Consider the following 22,342-nt stretch of genomic DNA (forward strand, 5'->3'; position numbering starts at 1 on the left):
CGTAGTTGGCGACCTCGATCAGCTCGGCATCCTCGTTCACGCCGAGCGGCGCGGGCTTGAGCTTCTTGAGGTTCTCGATTGCCTTGAGCGCGATGCCGTTCTTGGAGCCTGCACCGCCGTCGGGCCGCCCCAAGGCGGTGCCGGCCCCCTCGGGGGGCAGCGAACCTCGCGCAGCGGGGAGCGTGGGGGCATCCGTTTTTGCAGGCAGGTCGAACAGGATGACGGGCACTTTGCAGTTGACGAGATGGGCGGCGATCTGCGCACCCATCACGCCAGCGCCGAGCACGGCGACTTTCTTGACGTTGAATCGGGACATCGGGATTTCCTTCACTGGGCGCGGACCCAGGTCTGCGTGCGGCCGAACGGGCCGATCGAGCCGCGCACCTCGAGCTTGCTGCCGCCTTCGATCGGCGTCAGGCGCAGGCTGTAGGTGCTGCCTTTCTCGGGGTCGAGAATGCGGCCGCCCTCCCACACATCCTTGCCTTCGGCCTTCTTGGCGCCGCGGATGATCTCCAGGCCGACCATCGGCTTGTCCTTGCGATCGTCGGTGCAGCGGTCGCAGACGGCGTTGGGATCGGCGCCCGGACGCAGCAGTTTCTCGATGCGGCCGGTGAGCACGCCGCCGTTGTCGCTGACGACGATCTGCGCCTTGGGTTGCTTGGTCTCGTCGTCGATGCTGCGCCAGGTGCCGACTGGCGTCATCTGCGCCAGGGCGGCGGTGCCGGTCAGCAGCAGCGCGGCTGCACCGGTCAGGAGCACGGCTCGCTTGCTCATGCCAGCGCCTCCTCGGTGTCCAGCAGGTTGGCCACGCCCGAGCGCGCGGTGCGCATCAGGCTGGCGGTCTCGGGGAACAGGCGCGCGAAGTAGAAGCGCGCGGTCTGCAGCTTGGCCTGGTAGAACGGGTCGGTGCTGCCATCCGCGATCTTCTGCAACGCCACGCTGGCCATGCGGGCGAAGAAGTAGCCGAACACCAGGTGGCCGGCCACGCGCAGGTAGTCGACGCTGGCGCCGCCCACCTCGTCGGCGTTGACGAAGCCCTTGAAGCCGATCTCGGTGGTGAACTTCGTCATCTGATCCGCCAGCCAGGCCAGCGGGTTGATGAACTCGGCCATCTTCTCGTTCACGCCCTCCTCGGCGATCAGCGCCTCGATCTGGCGGCCGAACTTCTTCAGCGTCGCGCCCTGGTTGCCCAGCACCTTGCGGCCCAGCAGATCCAGCGACTGCACCGTGTTGGTGCCTTCGTAGATCATGTTGATGCGCGCGTCGCGCACGAACTGCTCGGCGCCGGTTTCGTGGATGTAGCCGTGGCCGCCGAACACCTGCATGCAGTGGTTGGTGGCGGCAAAGCCGTTGTCGGTCAGGAAGGCCTTCACGATCGGCGTCAGCAGCGCGACGATCTCGTCCGAGTCCTTGCGCACCTTCTCGTCGGGGTGATACAGCGCCTTGTCGAGCAGCATGGCGCAGTAGATCGCCATCGCGCGGCCGCCCTCGGCGTAGGCCTTGGCGGTCAGCAGCATCTTGCGCACGTCGGGGTGCACGATGATCGGATCGGCCGGTTTGTCCTTGGCCTTGGTGCCCGACAGGCTGCGCATCTGCAGGCGCTCCTTGGCGTAGACCAGCGCGTTCTGGTAGGCCACCTCGGTCAGGCCAAGCGACTGGTTGCCCACACCCAGGCGCGCCGCGTTCATCATCACGAACATCGCCGGCAGGCCCTTGTTGGGCTCGCCGACCAGGGTGCCGACGGCGCCGTCGAGGCTGAGCTGGGCGGTGGCGTTGCCGTGGATGCCCATCTTGTGCTCCAGGCCAGTGCAGACGATCGGGTTGCGCGCACCCAGCGAACCATCGGCCTTGACCAGGAACTTGGGCACCAGGAACAGGCTGATGCCCTTGCTGCCCTTGGGCGCGTCCGGCAGGCGCGCCAGCACCAGGTGCAGGATGTTCTCGGCCATATCGTGCTCGCCGGCCGAGATGAAGATCTTGTTGCCGGTGAGCTGGTAGGTGCCATCGGCCTGTGGCTCGGCGCGCGTGGTGAGCAGGCCCAGGTCGGTGCCGCAGTGCGGCTCGGTCAGGCACATGGTGCCGGTCCACTCGCCGCTGGTCAGCTTGGGCAGGTAGGTCTTCTTCTGGTCATCCGTGCCGTGCGCGTGCAGGGCTTCATACGCGCCGTGCGACAGGCCGGGGTACATGGTCCAGGCCTGGTTGGCGCCGTTCATCATCTCGTACAGGCACTGGTTGGCGACGAAGGGCAGGCCCTGGCCACCATGCTCGGGGTCGCAGGACAGCGCTGCCCAGCCGCCTTCGACGTACTGCGCGTAGGCCTCCTTGAAGCCCGCCGGCGTCTTCACCTCGTGCGTGGCCTTGTCGAGCGTGCAGCCTTCGCTGTCGCCGCTCAGGTTCAGCGGCTGCAGCACCTCGGCGGCAAACTTGCCGGCTTCTTCCAGCACGGCGTTCAGGGTATCGGTGTCAAGCTCGGCGTGGCGCGGGATGGGCTTGAGTTCGTCGACCACGTTCAGGACTTCGTGCATCACGAACTGCATGTCGCGCAGCGGGGGCGAATAGATGGGCATGGCGTATCGACTCCTTGGGAAAGGCGGGAGATAAAAAAAACAGAAGAGGCGAATCAGGCGCTGTAGCGCGCCAGGATGTTGTTGAAACCCCGCAGCGCGCGTTCGACGGCGCCAGGGCGCTGCAGGAAGCGCGCTTCGTAGTGCAGGGCCAGGATCAGGCCGTGGATCTCGAAACCGATCTGCTGCTCGTCGGCGTCCGCGACCAGATGGCCTTCGTGCCGCGCCTGCGCCACCGCCCGCATCATGGCCTCGACCCAGTCGCCGACGGCGGCGACCAGCGCGTCGCGCACCGGCCCGGGTCGGTCGTCGAACTCGACCGCGCCGCTGATGAAGATGCAGCCCGAATCCAGCTCGGCGCTGGTGAAGCGCATCCAGTGGTCGAACAGCGCGCGCACCCGCGGCAGGCCGCGCGGCGGCACCATGGCCGGCTCGAACACCTGGCTCTGGAAGCGCGCAGAATACTCGCGCACCACCGAGATCTGCAGTTCGTCGCGCGAGCCGAAGTGGGCGAACACGCCCGACTTGCTCATGCCCATGGCCTCGGCCACGGCGCCGATCGACAGGCCTTCCAGCCCCACCTGCGTGGCGATGCGCAGCGCCGCGTCGACGATCGAGGCCTTGGTCTGCTGGCCCTTGACCAGCGCGCGCACCGAGCGCTCGGCCTTGGCGACCGATGGGCGTGAACGGGTGGGTTGGCGCAGCATGATCAAAATCGAACGATCGTGCTATTTTGACCGATCGTGCCGGTCGTGCCAAGCAAAGCCTATCGAATTACTTCTAGGTGTTTACCCTAGTTTCGCTTCTTGGCCTTTGTGGCCATCAGCGATCCGGCAATCGGAACGCCACCACGCGCTGCGTCTGCTGCCCCAGGCCGTCGATGCCCAGCGTCATCACATCGCCGGGCTTCAGGTAGCGCGGCGCCGGCTGGCCATCGGCATCGCGCCGGCCCATGCCGACACCCGGCGGCGTGCCGGTGGTCAGCACGTCGCCCGGGTGCAGCGTCATGAAGCGGCTGACGTAGCTGATCAGCCGCGCCACGCCGAACACCATGGTGCGGGTGTTGCCGGTCTGCATGCGCTCGCCGTTCAGGTCCAGCCACAGGCCCAGGCGCTGCGGATTCGGCAGCTCGTCGCGCGTCACCAGCCAGGGCCCGATCGGGCCGAAGGTGTCGCAGCCCTTGCCCTTGTCCCAGGTGCCGCCGCGCTCGATCTGGAACGCGCGCTCGCTGACGTCGTTGACCACGCAGTAGCCCGCCACGTGCGCGAGCGCATCCTTCTGCGCCACGTAGCGCGCGGTGCGGCCGATCACCACGCCGAGCTCGACCTCCCAGTCGCTCTTCTTCGATCCCTTGGGCAGCATGACGTCGTCGTCCGGGCCCTGGATGCAGGAGATCGCCTTGCTGAAGATCACCGGCTCGCTGGGCACCGGCAGCCCCGACTCGGCCGCGTGGTCGGCGTAGTTGAGGCCGATGGCGATGAACTTGCCGATGCCGGCCACCGGGCAGCCGATGCGCGGCCTGCCGCGCACCGCCGGCAGCGCTGCGGTCTTCAGCCGGCGCAGGCGCGCCAGCGCGGCATCGCCGAGCTGCGCCGGCCCGATGTCGGGCAGCACGCCCGAGAGGTCGCGCAGCACGCCGGCATCGTCCAGCAGGCCGGGCTTCTCCTTGCCGGCAGGGCCGTAACGCAGCAGCTTCATGGTCTCGCTCCTTTTGCTTGTCGGTGCGCCAGAGTGGCTGGAAGGGTCTGCCCGCCCTCCTCATCTCATCATGCCCGCACTGGCGCGGCGGCCGCGTCACAGCATGCGCGCGATGCAGGCTTCGAGCTTATCCGATGGCAGGCGCCGGAAACCCGAGCGCGCGAAGCGCTGCAGGCGCCCGGCGACGAAGGCCGTCAGCACCGCGGCCGTCACCTGCGCATCGGCGTCCGGCGTCAGCGCGCCGCCGTCCTGCGCAGCGCCCTCGCGCAGGCCCTGGCGCAGCGCTGCCTCCAGCTTGTCGAACAACTGGTTCATGCGCTGCTGCAGGCGTTCGTGCTCGTGCACCAGCGCATCGCCCACCATCACCCGCGCCATGCCGGGGTTGCGCTCGCCGAACTGCAGCACCATGGCGACGATGCGCGCCGCACGGGCACGACCGTCCTGCTCGCCTTCGTTGATCTGGTTGACCAGGCCGAACACGCTGGACTCGATGAAGTCGATCAGCCCCTCGAACATCTGCGCCTTGCTGGCGAAGTGGCGGTACAGCGCCGCCTCGCTCACCTGCAGGCGCGCCGCCAGCGCGGCGGTGGTCACGCGCTCGCCGCCGGGTTGCTCGAGCATCTGCGCCAGCGCCTGCATGATCTGCACGCGCCGCTCTCCCGGCCGGGGGCGCTTGCGCGATGCGGCTGCCGGCTCCTGCCCGGCCGTGGCAGCGTCGGTGGCATGGGGTTGATCAGGCAGCATGGCGCGTTCAAGTGTTGCGAAATGATTCTCGCACAGGCGTTCGCGGGCGCGACGGGCGCGCTGCAGGCCCCCACCCCAGCCCTCCCCCAGCGGGGGAGGGAGAAACACACGTCATTGCCGCGCAGACGGAAATCCAGGGATCGGGTTGTGCGACTCCTTCCCCCACTGGGGCAAGGCTGGGATGGGGGCATGCAGCGCCACCCCATCCACAGGGAAAAAGCCGCGTGCGCGGCAGCGGGCGTCAGTGACTCTTGATCATGGTGCCGAACGGCACGTCGCCCAGCACTTCCAGCAGCAGCGCATGCGGCACCCGGCCGTCGATGATGTGCACCGCGTTGACGCCGCTCTTGGCCGAATCCAGCGCGCCGGCGATCTTCGGCAGCATGCCGCCCGAGATGGTGCCATCCTGCACCAGCTCGTCGATGCGGCGCGGCGTCAGCTCGGGCAGCAGCTGGCCGTTCTTGTCGAGCACGCCGGGGATGTTGGTCAGCATCAGCAGCTTCTCGGCCTGCAGCACCGTGGCCAGCTTGGCCGCCACCACGTCGGCGTTGATGTTGTAGCTCTCGTTGCGCTCGCCGAAGCCGATCGGGCTGACCACCGGGATGAACTGGTCGTCCTGCAGCGCCTTCACCACCGCCGGGTCGATCTGGTCGATGTCGCCGACCTGGCCGACGTCGTGCTCCACGCTCGGGTCCTTCTGGTCCAGCATCTTCAGCTTGCGCGCCCGGATCAGTCCGCCGTCGCGCCCGGTGAGACCGACCGCCTTGCCGCCGGCCTGGTTGATCAGGCCGACGATGTCCTGCTGCACCTCGCCGCCCAGCACCCACTCGACCACCTCCATGGTCTCGGCGTCGGTCACGCGCATGCCCTGGATGAACTGGCCCTGCTTGCCCAGGCGCTTGAGCGCGGTCTCGATCTGCGGCCCGCCGCCGTGCACCACCACCGGGTTGATGCCGACCAGCTTGAGCAGCACCACGTCCTCGGCAAACGCCGCCTGCAGCGCCGGCTCGGTCATGGCGTTGCCGCCATACTTGATCACCATGGTCTTGCCGTGGTACTTGCGGATGTAGGGCAGCGCCTGCGCCAGGATCTGCGCCTTGTCGCGCGGCGCCAGCTTGGAGGGCTCGGTGGTCATCGTGTCGCTCGTGGAGAGGCCAAACAGGCCGCCATGATAGGCCTCAGCGGCGGCCGCGCCGCAGCACGCGCGGCACCTTGAAGCGCACCAGGCTGACGTAGGCGACCACGTAGCTGACCGCGAACAGCACGCAAAACGCCAGCAGCACCGTGCTGTAGCGCCAGAACAGCAGCGCCGGCACCACGGTCAGCGCGATGAAGCTCCACAGGTAGGGCGAGGTGCGGTTGTTGCGCGCCAGCATGTTCTTGGCTTCGTCCTCGTGCAGCACGCTGCGCACCAGGCGCCGGTACACCAGCTGGTGCAGGTGCAGCGCATCGGCCATGCCGGGCGAATCGCCGCGCCACAGCTTGCGGTAGATCGAGAACAGCGTCTCCCACACCGGGTAGATCAGCAGCAGCACCGGAAACCAGGGCGACACCGCCGCGTGCCGCTGCACCAGCAGCACGCTGATGATGGCGATCAGCAGGCCCCACAGGTAGGCGCCGGCATCGCCGGCGAAGATCATGCCGCGCGGGTAGTTCCAGACCAGGAAGCCGCCGGTCGCGCCCGCCAGCGCGATCGCCATCGCCGCCAGCTCGCGGTCACCGACCTGCAGCGCCACGTGCGCCAGCGCCAGGCAGACCACCAGCGCCACCACGCCGGCCAGGCCGTTGTAGCCGTCGATGATGTTGAAGGCGTGCGGCAGGCCCGTCACCGCCAGCAGCGCCAGCCCGACGCCCAGCCACGGCATCGAGGTCCAGATCGGGTCGGTCCAGCCGAAGCCCAGGCGCGGCACCGCCAGCCCCAGCAGCCACCAGCCCAGCAACCCCGAGAGCAGCGTCAGCAGCAGCCGCCAGCGCACCGTCAGGCGCTGCGTCATGTCCTCCAGCACGCCGCCGATGAAAGCCGGCAGCAGCGTCAGCAGCCACGACGGCAGCTGCAGCTGCGTGCTGTCGATGTTGCCCGCCATGTCGGCCGTCTGCAGCAGCGGCATCGCCGCCAGCGCCAGTGCCCAGCCGGCCAGCAGGCCCAGCCCGCCCATGCGCGGCACCTCGCCGAAGTGAAAGCGCTGCGGCACGTCCTGCCCATAGCGGATGCCCTGGCGCACGAAGGCGCGCCGCACCATCAGCGTGAAGACCAGGGACAGGGCAAAGGCGAGCAGCGCCAAGGAGATCATTCAGCAGCGGTCAACGAAGGAAGCGGTGGCCTGACCGGGACAAAGTGGACAAAATGCCAGCCTCCAGCGCATTCTCGGTGCCTCCGCAGCGCCCGGCCAACGCGCCATCCGCGGCGCAGGCGCAAAAGCCGCCCATGGTAGCATACGGGCCGCCCGTTTCCGGGTCCGCGCAGGGCCTTCGGGCTTCTGCTATCCACTGTTTCATGCCGTCACATCCCGCTGCGCAACTGCATATCTACGACCGGGACATCCAGGCCGGCGAACGCACTTCCCTGTCCGTGCTGGCGGGCCACATCGCGGCCGGCGCGCGGGTGCTCGACCTCGGCTGCGGCAGCGGTGCCGTGGGCCGCTTCCTGGCCGCGCGCGACGGCGCCGCCGCCGGCCCGATCGACGGCCTGACCATCAGCGCCGAGGAAGCGCAGCTGGCCCAGGCTCACTACCGCCGCGTCGAGCTGGCCAACCTCGACCAATGCCGGCTGCCGGAGCTGTTCGAGGCCGCCAGCTACGACGTCATCGTCTGCGCCGACGTGCTCGAGCATGTGCGCGAGAGCGAGCGCGTGCTGGCCGAGTGCCGCGAGCTGCTGGCGCCCGGCGGCCGCGTGCTGCTGTCGATCCCCAACGCCGGCTACTGCGGCCTGCTGGCCGAGCTGATGGCCGGCGAGTTCCGCTACCGCAAGGAAGGCCTGCTGGACGAGACCCATGTGCGCTTCTTCACCCGGCGCACCCTGCACCGCTTCCTGGTCGAGGCCGGCTACGCGGCCGACGACTGGGACACGGTGACGCGCGAGCTGCCGGCGTCCGAGTTCCACCTCGCCTTCGACGCCCTGCCGCCGGCGGTGGCGAACTACCTGCTGGCGCTGCCCGACGCCCTGACCTACCAGTTCATCGTCGTCGCCCGTCCGCTGCCGGAAGGCGACGTCGCCGGCACCTCCGCACCGCCAGCGCCGGAGCAGCTGCTGCCGGTGCAGGCCTTGTTCACCGCGCAGCTGTTCTTCAGCACCGACGAGCCCTACGCCGAGCAGCGCAAGCTGGGCGCCCTCGGCATCATCGGCCAGGAGCGCCAGACCCTGCGCTTCGCGCTGCCGCTGCAGCCCATGACCCGGCTGCGGCTCGATCCGGCCGACCGCCCGGGCTTTCTGCACCTGCACGCACTGCGCCTGCGCTCGGCCACCGGCGAGTTGCTGTGGCAGTGGGACAGCGCCGACGCCGGCACCCTGCTGCACGCGCATCAGCAGGGCATCGTGGCGCAGCCGCCGGTGGCAACCGGCGGCCCCTTCCTGCTGCTGCTGCACGGCGACGACCCCTGGATCGAGCTGCCGCTGACGCCCGAGCTCGCCGCCAACGCCGCCGGCGGCGCGCTCGAGGTCGAGCTCGGCTGGCCCATGTCGGCCGACTTCCTGGCCCTGGCCGGCACGGTCCAGCGGCTGCAGTTCAGCCGCGAGCACGCCGACCGGCAGCGGGCGGCCCTGAGCGCCCAGCTCGAGCAGGCGCAAACCCGGTCCCGGGCGCTGCAGCAGCGCTTGGAGGAGGCCTTGTCGCACCACCAGCAGCTGCCCGAGCAGCTCATCGAGGCGCGCTCCGAGCAGGAAGACCTGCAGGACTGGCTCGACGAGGCCCAAGCCTACGGCGAGATGCCGCTCGAGCAGCTCGACGCCGCCCAGACCGAGCGCGACCGGCTGCAGGGCCGGCTCGACGAGGCCCAGGCGCAGCGCGAACAGCTGCAGGACCAGTTCGACCAGGCTCAGGCAACACACCAGGCCCTGGAGGACACGCACCAGTCGGCGCTCGCTCGACTGCACGGCGCCGAGCAGCACAACGAAACCCTGCGGCAGCGCACGCGCGAGCTGCTGGCGCGCCTGCAGCAGCTGGGCGCCGAGCGTGACGAGGCCTTCGCCCTGATCCGCTCGATCGAGAACTCGACCGTGTTCCGCGTCACCCGCCCCGCCGTGCACGCCAAGATGTGGCTGGATCGCCAGCTCGGCATCGGTTCTGCCCGCAGCGTCCAAGCCATGCCCCAGCCCGTCACGCCCGCCAGCGACACCGTCGACATCATCCTGCCGGTCTACCGTGGCCTGGCCGACACCCAGCTGTGCCTGCGCTCGGTGCTCGCCAGCCGCTGCCGCACGCCCTGGCGGCTGATCGTCATCAACGACGCCAGCCCCGAGCCCGAGCTGAGCGACTGGTTGCGCCAGCAGAGCGCCGGCGACCCGCGCATCACCCTACTCGAAAACGAGCACAACCTGGGCTTCGTCGGCACCGTCAACCGCGGCATGGCGCTGTCCGGCGAACACGACGTGCTGCTGCTCAACAGCGACACCGAGGTCGCCGGCGACTGGCTCGACCGCATCCGCGCCGCCGCCTACCGCGAGCCGCGCATCGCCTCGGTCACGCCGTTCTCCAACAACGCCACCATCTGCAGCTACCCGCGCTTCTGCCAGGACAACAGCCTGCCGCCCGGCTGGAGCACCGCCGAGCTGGACGCGCTGTGCGCGCGCACCCTGGCCGGCCAGGCGGTCGACATCCCCACCGCCGTCGGCTTCTGCATGTACATCCGGCGCGCCGCGCTCGACACCGTGGGCCTGTTCGACGTCGACAACTTCGGCAAGGGCTACGGCGAGGAGAACGACTTCTGCGTGCGCGCCAGCGAGGCCGGCTGGCGCCACCTGCATGCGCTCGACAGCTTCGTGTTCCACTCCGGCGGCGTCAGCTTCGGCGCCGGCAAGTCGCCACGCGAGCGCGCCGCCATGGAAACCATGCGCCGCCTGCATCCGAACTACGAGCTGGACGTGATGCGCTTCATCCAGTGCGACCCGGCGGCCCCGGCGCGCGCTGCACTCGACCTGGCGCGCGTGGCCCGGCGCGGGCTGCCGCTGATCCTGGCCGTCATGCACGACCGCGACGGCGGCACGCTGCTGCACGTGCAGCAGCTGGCGCGCACGCTGGCCGAGCAGGCCGGCATGCTGATGCTGCGGCCGGCGCCCGGGCAGCAGGTCGTGCTCGGCCTGGTGGGGCCCGACGCCTCCGGCGCCGAGCTGCGCTTTGCGCTGCCCGACGAGTTCGAGGCCCTGCTCGACACCCTGCGCCTGCTCGGCGTGCGGCACCTCCATTTCCACCACCTGCTCGGCCACCATCCGCTGATCCGCCAGCAGCTGGCGGCGCGGCTGGGCGTCACGCACGACTTCAGCGTGCACGACTTCTACACCGCCTGCCCGCAGATCTCGATGATCGGCGTCGAAGGCGCCTACTGCGGCGAACTCGGGCTGGCGCAGTGCCACGACTGCCTGGGCAGGAACCCGGCACCCGGCCAGGTCGGCATCGAGGCCTGGCGCGAAGACCACCTGGCCGTGGTCAACGGCGCGCGCCACGTCATCGCGCCCTCGCGCGACGCGCTCGAGCGCCTGCGCCACTACGCGCCGCAGGCCCACCACGTGCTGGTGCCGCACCTGGAGAACGGCATCGAGACCGGGCGCCCGCCGGCGCCGCGCGCCCTCGCCGCCGACGCGCCGCTGAAGATCGTCGTGCTCGGCGCGCTCAGCGTCATCAAGGGCGCCGACACGCTGGAAGAGCTGGCCGTGGCGGCGCGGCGCGCCGGCGCGCCGCTGCAGTTCCACCTGCTGGGCTACGCCTACCGGGCGCTGCGCGCCGCACCCGGCAGCGCCCTCACGGTGCACGGCGCCTACCGCGAGGACGAGCTGCCGGCGCTGCTCGAGCAGCTCGCTCCCGACCTGGTCTGGTTCCCGGCGCGCGTGCCCGAGACCTTCTCCTACACCCTGAGCGCCGCCCTGCGCGCCGGCCTGCCGGTGGTCGGGCCCGACCTCGGCGCCTTCCCCGAACGCCTGGCCGGCCGGGCCTGGAGCTGGATCGAGCCCTGGGACCGCTGCACCGCCGACTGGCTCGACTTCTTCCTGCAGCTGCGGCAGCGGCATTTCCTCACCGCCCTGCCGCCGGCCATCCAGGCCGCGCCGCGCGCGCGCAACCCGGCCGGCCCGGACGGCGCGCCCGCTCCAGCGCAAGCCAGCGCGTCCTGGTACCGTCGGGACTACCTGCTGGGCATCCCCACCGCCGGCGAAACCGCCGGCCTCGATCCCGGCCTGATCGCCCGCCACCTGCGGCCCGCCGCGCCCGCCGGGGCCAGCGCCGCCGGTCGCAGCGCCACGCTGTCGCTGCTGGTGCGCCTGCGCGCGCACCCGCTGCTGGCGCCGCTGGCGCGCCGCATCCCGCCCGGCTGGCAGCGCCGGGTCAAGAACTGGCTCACCCATTAGCATCCTCGATCACCATGAGTTCCCGTCCCCTTTCCCCCGAAGCCTTCGTCAATGAGCTGGTTCGCATCGACCGGCTGATCGCCGAAGGTCAGCTCCAGGCGGCCGCCGAGGCCCTCAACGCAGTCCAGCGCAGCGACCCGGGCGACCCGCGGCCGCTGCTGGTCGGCATGCGGCTGGCGCGCGCCGCCAACAACCCCGCGGGCGAGCTGCAGGCCGCGCGGCGCGCCGTCGCGCTCAGCCCCCAGTGGCCGGTTTCGGTCACGGAACTGGGCTTCGCGCTGTCGCGCCAGGGCCAGCATGCCGAGGCCATGGAGCAGGCCCGCAAGGCGGTTTCGCTGGCGCCGCAGGAGGTGGAAGTCGTCAGCCGAGCGGTCGGCATCGCCAACGACGCCGCCGAGCACGAACAGGCGCTCGAGTGGGTCCGCGCCGCGCTGGCGCTGGTGCCACCGGATCGGCTCGGCCTGCCCGGGGCGCAGATCCTGCGCTACGAGCAGGCCCACCAGCTGACCCGACTCGAGCAGCACGAGCAGGCGCTGCCGCTGTTCACCGCGCTGCTGGAGGAAATCCCCGACAGTCCGGCGGCCCGCCAGGGTGCGCTCGAATGCGCCCGGGCTCTCGGCGACGCCGAGCTGGAGCGCCGCCATGCCGACGCGTTGCTGGCGCTCGCGCCCGATCACCCGCACTACCAGTACCAGCATGCCGTCGCCTATGACGAGACCCCGCAAACCCAGCCGGACAGCGTGGTCGCCGAACTGTTCGACCAGCACGCCAAGGATTTCGACATGCTTCTGGTGCGCGGCCTGAAGTACCGTCTGCCCGAGCTGGTGGCCCAGCGGCTGCTCGAGCTGCACCCCGACCGCCGCTTCAACCTGCTCGACCTCGGCTGCGGCACCGGCCTGCTGGCGGTGTTCCTGGGACCGATCGAAGGCCACATCATCGGTGTCGACCTGTCGGAGAAGATGCTCGAGCAGGCCGCCCGCACCCGGCTGTATTCGCGCCTGCACCAGGTCAACATCCTGGATGCACTGCGCGAGACTCCTGCCGACCTGTACGAGGTCATCGCCTGCAACGACGTGCTGGTCTACGTCGGCGAGCTGACCCAGGTCATCCCGAACGCCTGGCGCGTCCTCAAGCCGGGCGGCCACTTCATCTTCAGCTGCGAGAGCGCCGGCGAGGACGAGGCCGACCTGGTGCTGCGCGGCAGCTCGGGCCGCTACGCCCACAAGCGCTCGCACGTCGAGCGCTTGTGCCGCGAGGCCGGCTTCGAGGACATCGAGGTCGAGCAGCTCGAGCAGCTGCGGCTGGAAGGCGGCCAGCCGCTGCCGGGCTACCTGGTCGTCGCCCGCAAGCCCGCCCAACCGACGCCCCTGGCCGCCTGATCGGCCGGTCAGACCGGCCGCGGGCCGCCGTCTTGCTTGCCGGCGCTCAGGCCATCGGCCCGGCGCGCTGCCAGAAGCGCGGCGCCTGGGCCCAGAAATGCCACTGCGCCGGCTGCGCCCGGATCGCCGCGTCCAGGTGCGCGAACAGCGCCGCCGCCAGCGCCGGCACCTCGTCGTGCGGCGGCACGGTCTCGATCTCGATCCAGCGCCGCCCGCTCGCCAGGTCGATGCCGCACAGGAACATCACCACCGGCAGCCGCCGCTGCACCGCCAGCCGCAGCAGGCCGCGCGGCATCAGCGCCGTCTCGCCCAGCAGCTCGACCTCGCAGCTGGCGCTCACCTCGTCGGCCGGCACGTCCATCACCGCCAGCACCTGATGGCGCTGCTGCAGGCATTGCAGCAGCGCGCGCAGCGGCGCCGAGGTGTCCAGCGTCGGCTGCCCGAGCGCGTGCCGGACCATCGCCAGCCGCGTGCGGGCGTAGCGCAGCATCACCGGCCGGCCCCGGTAGGCCGGGGTGTCCAGCCCCGCCACCAGCTTGTGCGCCTGCATGCCGGCCTGCCGCGCGTGGCGCAGCGCCCAGGTGCCGGCACCCCAGTGGAAGGTGCACAGCACGGCCGACTCGCCCGGCGCCGGCCAGGCCCCGCGCACCTCGACGTGGCGGCGCAGCCAGCCGGCCCCGCGCGTGCGCGACAGAAAGCAGTCCGCGTGGTCCACCAGCGTCACCAGCCGGTGCTGCTGCGCCCATTCGCGCCACTGCGGCTCGCTCAGCTGCAGGCGCGCGCGCGCCTGCGGCAGCGCCAGCTCCAGCTTGGCGCGGTACAGCCAGGGCCAGCGCGCCAGCCGACGATAGAGCGCGAAGCACCAGCGCCAGGGCAGCAGCGCCGCCAGGCCCGGCAGCAGCCACAGCTCCAGCAGATCGCGCGCCTGCACCCGCAGGGCGTGGCGCGCGGCGTCGCCGCGCTGCCGCCAGCCGGACACCGCGCTCATCGCCAGCTCCAGTGGTGCGCCAGCCGCACCAGCCCCGGCATCGGCGTCGGGTACTCGACCCGGAACGGGAAATAGCCGATGCGCTCCTCGTACACCACCAGCCCGGCCGAGTCGAACAGGTAGGGGCTCAGCACGTACTCGCCCGAGTGCAGCGGCAGATCGGGAAAGGTCACGGTGATGCGCCACAGCCCGTCGGCCTCGCGCACCGGGCGCACGCCCTCGACGTGCGTGGCCATCGAGGTGATGCCGACGCCGCGCAGCTGCTCGATCATCAGCCCGAAGTTGGGGCACTCCTCGCCCGCCACCCGCGCCCGCATGGTCACCACCAGGTCCGGCGACAGCAGCAGCGGCACCTCGTCGTCGTTCAGGTTGGCCACCTCGAAGGACACCAGCTCGGCACGCAGCCCCGGCGGCGGCGCCAGCACCGGGGCCTGCCCGCCGAGCTGCGTCAGCGTCTCTTCGGCCGCCTCCGGCGTCACCACCGGAACAGGCGGCGGCGCGCTGCGCGCTTCCTGGGCGCGCGAATGGGCCTCGTAGGCGCACACCACCGGCTCGGTCTCGCCGATCGCCCGCACCTGGCCCTGGTCCAGCCAGACGGCGCGGTCGCACAGGCGGCGGATATGGTAGAGGCTGTGCGAGCAAAACAGGATCGCGCAGCCGGCCTGGCGGAACGACTCGATGCGCTCGATGCATTTCTTCTGGAAATGCTGGTCGCCCACCGCCAGCGCCTCGTCGATGATCAGCACCCGCGGCGGCACCGCCGTCACCAGCGCGAACGCCAGCCGCACCACCATGCCCGAGGAATACGACTTCACCGGCCGGTCGATCGCCTCGCCCAGCTCCGAGAAGGCGATGATGCTGTCGGCCAGCTCGGCGATCTCGGCCTCCGACAGCCCGATCAGCTGGCCACCGTAGAACAGGTTCTCGCGCCCGGTGAACTCGGGGTGGAAGCCGGCACCCAGCTCCAGGATCGCCGTCACCCGGCCATGGCGCCGCAGCACGCCCTCGGTCGGCTGCAGCGTGCCGGCGATCAGCTTCAGCAGCGTGCTCTTGCCGGCCCCGTTGTCGCCCACCACGCCGATGCACTGGCCCTGGTCCAGCGTCAGCGTGACGTCGCGCAGCACCCACTGGTCGCGCCCGCCGCGACCCAGCAGCAGCGCCTTCAGCCGCTCGCGCGGCGACGTGTAGATCCGGTAGGCCTTGCCCACCCCGCCCAGCGACAGCACCCGCTGCGGCTCGGCCGGCGCCTGGGCCAGCGGCGCCAGCACCGCGTCGAGCGCGCTCATAGCCAGTCCACCAGCTGGTCGCGGCTGCGGCGCAGCAGCAGATCCAGGAACAGCGCCGTCGCCAGCAGCCACAGCGCCAGCACAGCCCACACCAGCGGGTCGGGCCACTGCCCGCGCAGCAGCACCTGCTGGAAGCCCAGCACCGGCGCCGTCATCGGGTTCAGCCACAGCGCCCAGCGCGCGGCGGCCGGAAACAGCGTCACCGGAAACAGCACCGGCGACAGGAAGATGCCCAGCGACAGCATGAAGCCCACCACCTGCGCGGTGTCGCGCAGCGCCGCGGCGCAGATCGCCAGCGCCCAGGCCAGCAACGCGCACAGCAGCCACTGCAGCAGCAGCAGCGGCAGCACCGCCAGCACCGCCGGCGCCATGCCGTGGTGCGGGATGTAGGCCAGCACCAGCAGCCCCATCAGCGGCATGAACACCACCGCGCTGCCCAGCACCGAGCGCAGCGGGAACAAGCCCGGCGGCAGCGCGTTCTTCTGCAGCAGGCCGCCGGCGTCGACCAGGCTCATCATGCCGCGGTTGAGCGCATCGCCGAACGCCATCCAGGGTAGCGCGCCCACCACCAGGAACAGGCCGACGCGCGTGGTCGGCGCGTCGGCGCCCAGGCGCATCGCGAACACGATGTCGAACACCAGGAAATAGGCCGCCAGCGTCAGCAGCGGCTGGGCGTAGGCCCACAGCACGCCGAAGGCGGTGCCGGCGTGGCGCGCCGCCACCTCGCGCCGCGTCAGCGTGGCGAGCAGGCGGCGCGTGCGCCACAGCTCGCGCAGCTGGCGCGCCAGCTCCGACAGCGGCCAGGCCGGGGCGGTCCCGGCCACCGGCCGCGCCGTCATTTCGTGGCGCTCGCCTTGGCCGCGGGGGCGGCAGCGGCGGCGGCCGGGGCCGCTGCGGGCGCGGCCGGCAGGTTGGCCTTGACCACCAGATCCAGCGCATCGCCCTTGATCGTCGCGCCCTTCATCATGCGCTCCAGCTCCTTGCTGCGCGCTTCATGCACCGCCTCGCCGCGCGCCCGGGCCTCCAGCGCCGGGCGCACTTCCTCGAACGGCGCCACACCGGCGGCGCGGCGCTCGTGCAGGCGGATGATGTGGTAGCCGTACTCGGTCTCGACCAGGCCCGAGGTCTCGCCCGGCTTGAGCTTAGCGACCGCGTCGCCGAAGGGCTTGACCACGCGCTCGCTCGGGTAGAAACCCAGGTCGCCGCCGCGCGCCGCCGAGCCCGGATCGTCCGAATGCTCGGTCGCCAGGGCCGCGAAATCGCCGCCGGCGCGCAGCTTGGCCAGCACTTCCTCGGCCTGCTTGCGCGCCGCCTCCTTGTCGTCGCCGTACTTGAACAGGATGTGGCTGGCGTGGGTGGCGGCGCTGCGCTTGAAGGCCTTGGGGTCCTTGTTGTAGATCGCGCGGGCGCGCTCGGCGATCTGCTTGTCGCTGGCGGCCACGCCGGCATCGACCGCCAGCACCGCCAGGTCGGACAGCGCCGCGTCCTCGGCGATGCGGCGCAGCGCCTCGGCCTGCACGCCCTTGTCCAGGCCGCGGCTGCGCGCATGGGCGGCCAGCACGCGGCGCGAGAACAGGTCGTTGACCAGCTGCGCCAGCTGGCCCTTGCTGCCCAGCACCTGCTGGCGCTGCTCGGCCGGCATGCGCAGCAGCGCGCCGCGCACGTCGGTCAGCGTCAGCCGCTGGCCGGCGCCTTCCATCAGCACCGTGTCGTCGGGCGGCTGGGGCGCCGGCTGCGCCTGCAGCCCGGCGGCGCCCAGCGCCAGCGCGGCGGCGATGAACAGCTTTGAAAGCTTCGTATTCGACAAGACCATGATTTCCTTGAAAGTCAATGAACGGCGCGCCCGGCGGCGCGAACCCGTGATTCTACGCCGCCTGCACAGCGATCCGCAGTGCGCCCGTGCGCCGTGCCGGACCCGGGTCGGCAGGCAGGCAAAAAAAAACGGGGGCGAACCCCCGTTTTGATTGTCCGGCGCCTCCACAGGAGACACCGAACGCTGGCTGGCCACAAGGCCTTACCGTACTGCCTCGCTTGTACCGAAGGCAGGAGGTGCAGCCGGCCGGCCAGCTTCCGTGTCGGCCTCTGGATTACTCCCCCGCCGGCGAGCTGCTGCCAGCTTTAAAACCTCTGAGGACGCCAGCAGTCGGCACCAGCTTGGCCTCGCGCTCGACGCGGTGCTTGAAGGACATGCCGTAGTTGGTGCTCACGCCCGGTGCAGGCACGCCCCTGGACTTCATGAAGGCGGCGCCCAGAATCGGCAGGCCACGCGTGTCGATCGCGTTCCACTCCGGATTGCTCGGCAGCTGGCCGAAGAAAGGCACGAAGTAGCCGTCGGTGGCGGGGTTGGCGGTGCTGATCTTGGCCCAGCCCTCGCTGAACGGCGAGGACATGGACGAGACCGTGACCTTGGCACCCAGCACCTCGGTCGGCACGGCGGCCGAGCCGATGCTCAGCACCGTGGCCTCGCCGCAGAAGTGCAGGCCGCCCGGGATCGACGGCGACAGGTCGAAGCCGTTGATGATGGTGGTCTCCTCGCGGTCCCACTGGGCCACGCCCTGCGCACCCCAGCAGATGCGCTTGCCGCGGCGCTTGTCGAGCTGCGTGTTCCACGGATCGTAGTACTGCACCCAGTAATCCGGCCAGTAGCCCAGCGCGCCGGTGATGGTGCCGGGCAGCGTGTACACGCGACCGTCATAGGCCTGCACCAGATCCTCGCGCAGCGCGTCGGCGGTGTAGTCCATGGCCACCTGGTAGCGGCGCAGCGGGTTGGACAGGGTCCAGTCGGTGCCGCCACCGTAGGCCTCGCCGGTGAAGAACTCGTTGGCGATGCTGGTCACCGCGAGCTGGCCCATCAGCTTGCCGACGCTGCTGAGCGGGCCATCCGGGGTGTTGATGTTGGGACCCTGGACGTACGGGGTCGACAGGTCGGGCATGTCGTTGGCAAAGGCCTGCACGCGCGGCAGCGTGATGTCGATCTGGAGGCCACCGAGGTTGATGGCCGGCAGCACGCGGGTGGCACCCGAGACATGCTTCTGGCGGAACAGCGGGTCGGAGGTCCAGAGGTCGGCACCGCCGGCGATGGCAACGCGGTCCTGCGGCGCGAACACGAAGTTCGCCGGCGCCTTCTTGCCGCCCTCGCCGGTGGCCAGGATGGCCGACATCTCGTCGGAGAACACCATGTTGGTGCTGCCGTTCATGATGGTGGTGTTGCCGAACAGCGAGCCGGTCGGGTGGTCCAGGCCGCGCTTGTTGGCAGCGGCCATGCTGGAGAAGAACTGGCCGTAGTTGGCGGTGTTCAGCACCGAGGGCGTGCAGGGCGCAACGCCGTTGACGTGCTTGACGGCCTTGAACAGGCGACCCCAGTTGTTCTCGATGTTGGCCGGATCCTGCGAGCCGGTATCCCACTCGTAGGCACCCCAAGTCTTGGATTTGAACGGATTTGCATCCGCCTTCGGGCCGGGGATGTCGGCCATGGTCAGGATCTCGATGTAGAACTCGCGCGTCCAGTCGCTCAACTCGGCGGCCGACATCTCGCTCGGCAGACGGTGGGTGCTGAAGTCGTTGTACTTGCCGCCACCGATGTCGGGCAGGGTGCAGCTCTTGTCACGCGTGACCAGCGAAGCCAGGCCGGTGGCCGGGTTGGTGGTGATCACGCCGGTCCACATGTCGCTGGGCGACATCAGCAGGGTGAAGTCGAACAGGTCGTCGGAGTTGACGGCGCTGCGCACGCGCACCTTGACCGCCTTGCCGTTCGAGTGGTCGGTGTTGGTGATGCTGAAGTTGGTGGCGTTGCCGTTGGCGGCGCTGCCGTAATGCTGGATCAGCGTGTTGCCGACGGCGTCGGGGTTGAACTTGAATTCGGTCGCCTGACCGAGGTAGATCGGACTCGCGTGTGCCACGCCGACGAGACCAAGCGCTGCGGCGACTCCCAGTGCCAATGCGTTTCTCTTCATACAAGACTCCATTCGTGAAAAGTGGATGAGCGAGTCACCACGACTTGTTGACTTCGCTGGACCGATGCTAGCACGAGCAGACACCCGTCGCAACGATTCCGCGTGTGATGCATGAACGATTTCGTTGCGTTACAGCGACACTGCTGCCTGAATCGGCCTGGGCCGGTACGTCGCCGGGATGACAAGCCGCGCCGATGCAGCTATGCGCGCGGCGCACTGTGCGGCGGCGCGGCGCGACCCGCGCGTCACAGGCCGGCGCGCTCGTACCACCACTGGCCGTCCTGGCGCACCCAGGTTTCGTCGCGCACGGTTTCGATCTCCCAGGTGCCGCGACGGGCGCTGCGCGTGTTGAGCTTGAACACCACGCGCGCGGTGCAGCGCTCGGCCTCGCAGCTGACCTGCTGCACGCGGGCATGGTGGGCGCGCGGCGGGCCGTCGACCTGCTCGACGTCGGCGGGCTTGAAGGCGGCGCGGAAGGCGGGCTGGTAATAGGCGTGGCCGGCGGCGAAATCGCGCTTGATGAGGGCGTTCCAGCGCGCCAGCGAGCGTTCGGCGACGATTTGCTCGGGCGTCTTGGGCTGGAGGGCGGCGCAGCCGGCCAGCAGCGCCAGGGCGCCGGTGGCGGCCAGCAGGGATAGGCGGGAAGGGATCATGGCGAAGTTCCTTTGCAAACGGGTGAGACGAAAAAACGGCTGCCCGCGCATGGGCGCGGGCCGCCGGCAAGGCACAGACCGGCGAACACGGCGCTGGCTCAGCGCGCCGGCGCGCCGGGCAGGCTCTCGGCGGTGAGGCCGCGCATGCGGTCGCGCAGCTCGCGGCTGATGGCGCGCGCGTCGTCGTCGTCGCGCAGCACGCGCGGGGTGAACACCACCAGCAGCTCGGTGCGGTTGGCCGACTCGTTGTGCGAGCCGAACAGCGCGCCCAGCACCGGGATCGAGGACAGCACCGGCACGCCGGAACGCCCGCTGGTGGCGCTCTCCTTGATCAGGCCGCCGAGCACCAGGGTCTCGCCCGAGCGCACCGCCACGCGCGAATTGATCTGGCGCTGCAGGAAGGGGCGCTGGCCGGTGGCGTCGTCGATCGTGGCGCCGACGTCGGTGATGGCCTGCTGGATGTCGAGCGTGACCAGGTCGCCGGCGTTGACCGAGGGCGTGACGCTGAGCATGACGCCGGTGTCCTTGTACTGGATGTTGTTGCCGACCACCACGCTGTTGCCGGTGACCACGGTGCCGGTGTTGACGGGCTGCTGGTCGCCGACCGCGATGGAGGCGGTGTGGTTGTCGAGCACCATCAGCGAGGGGCTGGAGATGACCTTGAGCTTGGACTTGGCGGCCAGCGCGTTGAGCACCGCCGTGAGGTTGCCGGCGGCGTTGCTGATGCTGTAGCTGAAGCCGGCCAGGGCGCCGCCGAGCGCGCCGCCGTCGACGCTGCTGACCACGCCGCGGCCGCTGCGGCCGTCGCCGAGGCCGCCGCGAAAGGCCCACTGCAGGCCGTACTTGAGGTCGTCGCCGAGGGTGATCTCGACGATGCTGGCCTCGATCAGCACCTGGGCGCGCTGCACGTCGAGGCGCAGCAGGGTCTTCTCGATGTGCTCGTATTCGGCCGGGGTGGCGTGCACCAGCAGGGCATTGTTGATGCGGTCGGCCATGACGCGCACGCCGCCGTCGAGGGTGACCGAGCTGACGCCGGGGCCGCCGGCGACGCCGGGCTGACCGATGCCGCCGACGCCGCCAATGCCACCCATGCCGGCGATACCACCCGCACCGCCGACGCCGAAGCCGCCGCCACCGAGGCCGCCGCCCAGGCCCTGGCCGAACACCCGGCCCTGGCTGCCGAAGCCGCCGGCCTGGCCGAAGGGCCGGTTCTGCGCGCCGAAGCCGCCGCCGGTGCCGAAGCTGCCACTGACGCCGGTGCGCGCCGCCAGCCCGGGCGCGACGCCGGTGGCGCCGGTGCCGGCGGTGGCGCTGCCGCCGAAGATGCCGTTGAGCAGCTCGGCCAGGTGGTCGGCCGAGCCGTTGCGCACCTTGTAGACGAACAGCTGGGACTGGGCGCCGTCGTTGCCGGGGCGGTCGAGCTGCTCGATCCAGTAGCGCACTTCCTCCAGGTAGGCGCGGCGCGGGGTGACGACCAGGATGGCGTTGATGCGCTCGAGCGGCATGATGCGCAGTGCGCCATAGAGCGGGCTGCTCTTGTCAAGCGCAGCGGCGGCCGGCGCGGCGGCGCCGGGACGCGCGGCCGGCGCCGCGAGGCCGGTGCGCGGCGCGGCGCCGGGGGCGGGCGCGGCGCCGGGTGCGGTGGCCGGCGCGCCGGCGGCGGGTGCGCTGCCAGTCATCATGCGCAGGGTGGCATCGACCTCCTGCGCGCTGGTGTACTTGAGCGGGAACACGCCGACCGACATGCCGCGCAGCATGTTGACGTCGAACATGTCGATGATCTCGCTCCAGCCCTCAGCCTGGGCGCGGGTGCCCTGCATGACCAGGATGTTGCGCACGGTGTCGACGCGCAGGACGGCGTCGGCGGGCGCGATGGACTGCAGGATGGCGGCCATCTCGGCGGCACCCAGGTATTCGAGCGGGAACACGATGGCGCCGTAGCCGGGCGCCAGCGGGCCCTTGCCGGCCACGCGCGGCACGCTGACGATGCCGCGCAGGGCCTCGGGGCGGCCGACGTGGTAGGTGCCGCGGGTGTCGCGCACCATGACGATGCCATTGACCTGCAGCGCGCTTTCGAGCAGCAGCAGGGCCTTGTCGGCGCTGATGTTGCCGCGCGTGGCCAGGGTGATGGTGCCGGCCAGCGGCGGATAGACGACGTAGTCGACCTTGAGGATGTCGCGCAGGATGACGTGCACCACCTCGGCGGCGGGCGCCTGCTCGAACTTGAACGAGCTGGCGGCGCCGCTGACCGCCTTGCCGGGCTGGCCGCGGCCGTACAGCACGTCGTTGCCATGCAGGATGGTGGGTTCGAGCTGGCGGCTGTCGTCGGCCGCGGGCGCCGGGGCCGGCGCGCGGGCGCGCGGCGCGGTCTCGACATAGGGCGGCAGCGGACTGGCCACGGACTCGGTGGCGGGCGGCGGCGCCTCGGGCGGGGTGGCGCAGGCGGCCAGCAGCAGCACGGTCAGGGCGACCAGCAGGCCGGCGCCGGGGCGGCGCTGGCGCGGGGTTCCGAACGGGGACATGG

At 70.7% G+C, this 22,342-nt stretch carries 16 protein-coding genes and 1 pseudogene; 2 read left to right on the plus strand and 15 right to left on the minus strand.

Annotated elements, in window-relative coordinates; all coding sequences use genetic code 11:
- The 8 genes and pseudogenes from PK606_RS06350 to PK606_RS06385 all read right to left on the minus strand — a co-directional run.
- Nucleotides 1–316: pseudogene (locus PK606_RS06350) on the minus strand (3-hydroxyacyl-CoA dehydrogenase NAD-binding domain-containing protein); the annotation flags it as partial.
- An 11-nt stretch (nt 317–327) separates the two neighbouring features.
- Nucleotides 328–774, minus strand: coding sequence for a DUF2147 domain-containing protein (locus PK606_RS06355; protein WP_324561855.1), 447 nt, complete (start codon nt 772–774; stop codon nt 328–330).
- Nucleotides 771–2,567, minus strand: a complete 1,797-nt coding sequence (locus PK606_RS06360; RefSeq protein WP_324561857.1) for an acyl-CoA dehydrogenase C-terminal domain-containing protein — start codon at nt 2,565–2,567, stop codon at nt 771–773. The genes PK606_RS06355 and PK606_RS06360 overlap by 4 nt, the downstream gene beginning before the upstream one ends.
- Nucleotides 2,568–2,620: 53 nt before the next feature.
- Nucleotides 2,621–3,271, minus strand: coding sequence for a TetR/AcrR family transcriptional regulator (locus PK606_RS06365; protein WP_324561859.1), 651 nt, complete (start codon nt 3,269–3,271; stop codon nt 2,621–2,623).
- A 115-nt stretch (nt 3,272–3,386) separates the two neighbouring features.
- Nucleotides 3,387–4,262 (minus strand): fumarylacetoacetate hydrolase family protein, encoded by an 876-nt coding sequence (locus tag PK606_RS06370; RefSeq protein WP_324561861.1) that lies wholly within the window; start codon nt 4,260–4,262, stop codon nt 3,387–3,389.
- A gap of 96 nt (nt 4,263–4,358) precedes the next feature.
- Nucleotides 4,359–5,006: a nucleoid occlusion factor SlmA gene (gene slmA / locus PK606_RS06375; RefSeq protein ID WP_324561863.1), complete on the minus strand. Its 648-nt coding sequence runs from the start codon at nt 5,004–5,006 to the stop codon at nt 4,359–4,361.
- A 241-nt stretch (nt 5,007–5,247) separates the two neighbouring features.
- Nucleotides 5,248–6,141 (minus strand): acetylglutamate kinase, encoded by an 894-nt coding sequence (gene argB, locus PK606_RS06380; RefSeq protein WP_324561865.1) that lies wholly within the window; start codon nt 6,139–6,141, stop codon nt 5,248–5,250.
- Nucleotides 6,142–6,184: 43 nt separating this feature from the next.
- On the minus strand, nt 6,185–7,297 hold the full coding sequence (locus PK606_RS06385; protein WP_324561867.1) for a glycosyltransferase family 4 protein: 1,113 nt from the start codon (nt 7,295–7,297) through the stop codon (nt 6,185–6,187).
- 203 nt (nt 7,298–7,500) lie between these two features.
- On the opposite strand from PK606_RS06385, the gene PK606_RS06390 reads away from it, so the two are divergent.
- Both PK606_RS06390 and PK606_RS06395 read left to right on the plus strand, forming a co-directional pair.
- The gene (locus PK606_RS06390; RefSeq protein ID WP_324561868.1) at nt 7,501–11,559 is read left to right on the plus strand and encodes a methyltransferase domain-containing protein; all 4,059 of its coding nucleotides are present in this window, start codon (nt 7,501–7,503) and stop codon (nt 11,557–11,559) included.
- 14 nt (nt 11,560–11,573) lie between these two features.
- Nucleotides 11,574–12,938 (plus strand): methyltransferase, encoded by a 1,365-nt coding sequence (locus PK606_RS06395; RefSeq protein WP_324561870.1) that lies wholly within the window; start codon nt 11,574–11,576, stop codon nt 12,936–12,938.
- Between the two features lie 46 nt (nt 12,939–12,984).
- On the opposite strand, the gene PK606_RS06400 is transcribed toward PK606_RS06395, so the two are convergent.
- The 7 genes from PK606_RS06400 to gspD form a co-directional block, all read right to left on the minus strand.
- Entirely contained in the window at nt 12,985–13,926 is a 942-nt protein-coding gene (locus PK606_RS06400) for a hypothetical protein (protein WP_324561873.1), read from the minus strand.
- Entirely contained in the window at nt 13,923–15,212 is a 1,290-nt protein-coding gene (locus PK606_RS06405; RefSeq protein WP_324561876.1) for an ABC transporter ATP-binding protein, read from the minus strand. The genes PK606_RS06400 and PK606_RS06405 overlap by 4 nt, the downstream gene beginning before the upstream one ends.
- Nucleotides 15,209–16,009: an ABC transporter permease gene (locus PK606_RS06410; RefSeq protein WP_502920793.1), complete on the minus strand. Its 801-nt coding sequence runs from the start codon at nt 16,007–16,009 to the stop codon at nt 15,209–15,211. The genes PK606_RS06405 and PK606_RS06410 overlap by 4 nt, the downstream gene beginning before the upstream one ends.
- 38 nt (nt 16,010–16,047) lie before the next feature.
- Nucleotides 16,048–17,019, minus strand: coding sequence for a peptidylprolyl isomerase (locus PK606_RS06415; RefSeq protein ID WP_324561879.1), 972 nt, complete (start codon nt 17,017–17,019; stop codon nt 16,048–16,050).
- Between the two features lie 280 nt (nt 17,020–17,299).
- Entirely contained in the window at nt 17,300–19,165 is a 1,866-nt protein-coding gene (locus PK606_RS06420) for a hypothetical protein (protein ID WP_324561881.1), read from the minus strand.
- A 245-nt stretch (nt 19,166–19,410) separates the two neighbouring features.
- The gene (locus PK606_RS06425; protein ID WP_324561883.1) at nt 19,411–19,818 is read right to left on the minus strand and encodes a hypothetical protein; all 408 of its coding nucleotides are present in this window, start codon (nt 19,816–19,818) and stop codon (nt 19,411–19,413) included.
- Between the two features lie 98 nt (nt 19,819–19,916).
- Nucleotides 19,917–22,340, minus strand: a complete 2,424-nt coding sequence (gspD, locus tag PK606_RS06430) for a type II secretion system secretin GspD (protein ID WP_324561885.1) — start codon at nt 22,338–22,340, stop codon at nt 19,917–19,919.
- Nucleotides 22,341–22,342 lie beyond the last annotated feature (2 nt).

It is taken from the genome of Ottowia sp. (assembly GCF_035444425.1).
GTDB lineage: Bacteria > Pseudomonadota > Gammaproteobacteria > Burkholderiales > Burkholderiaceae_C > Ottowia.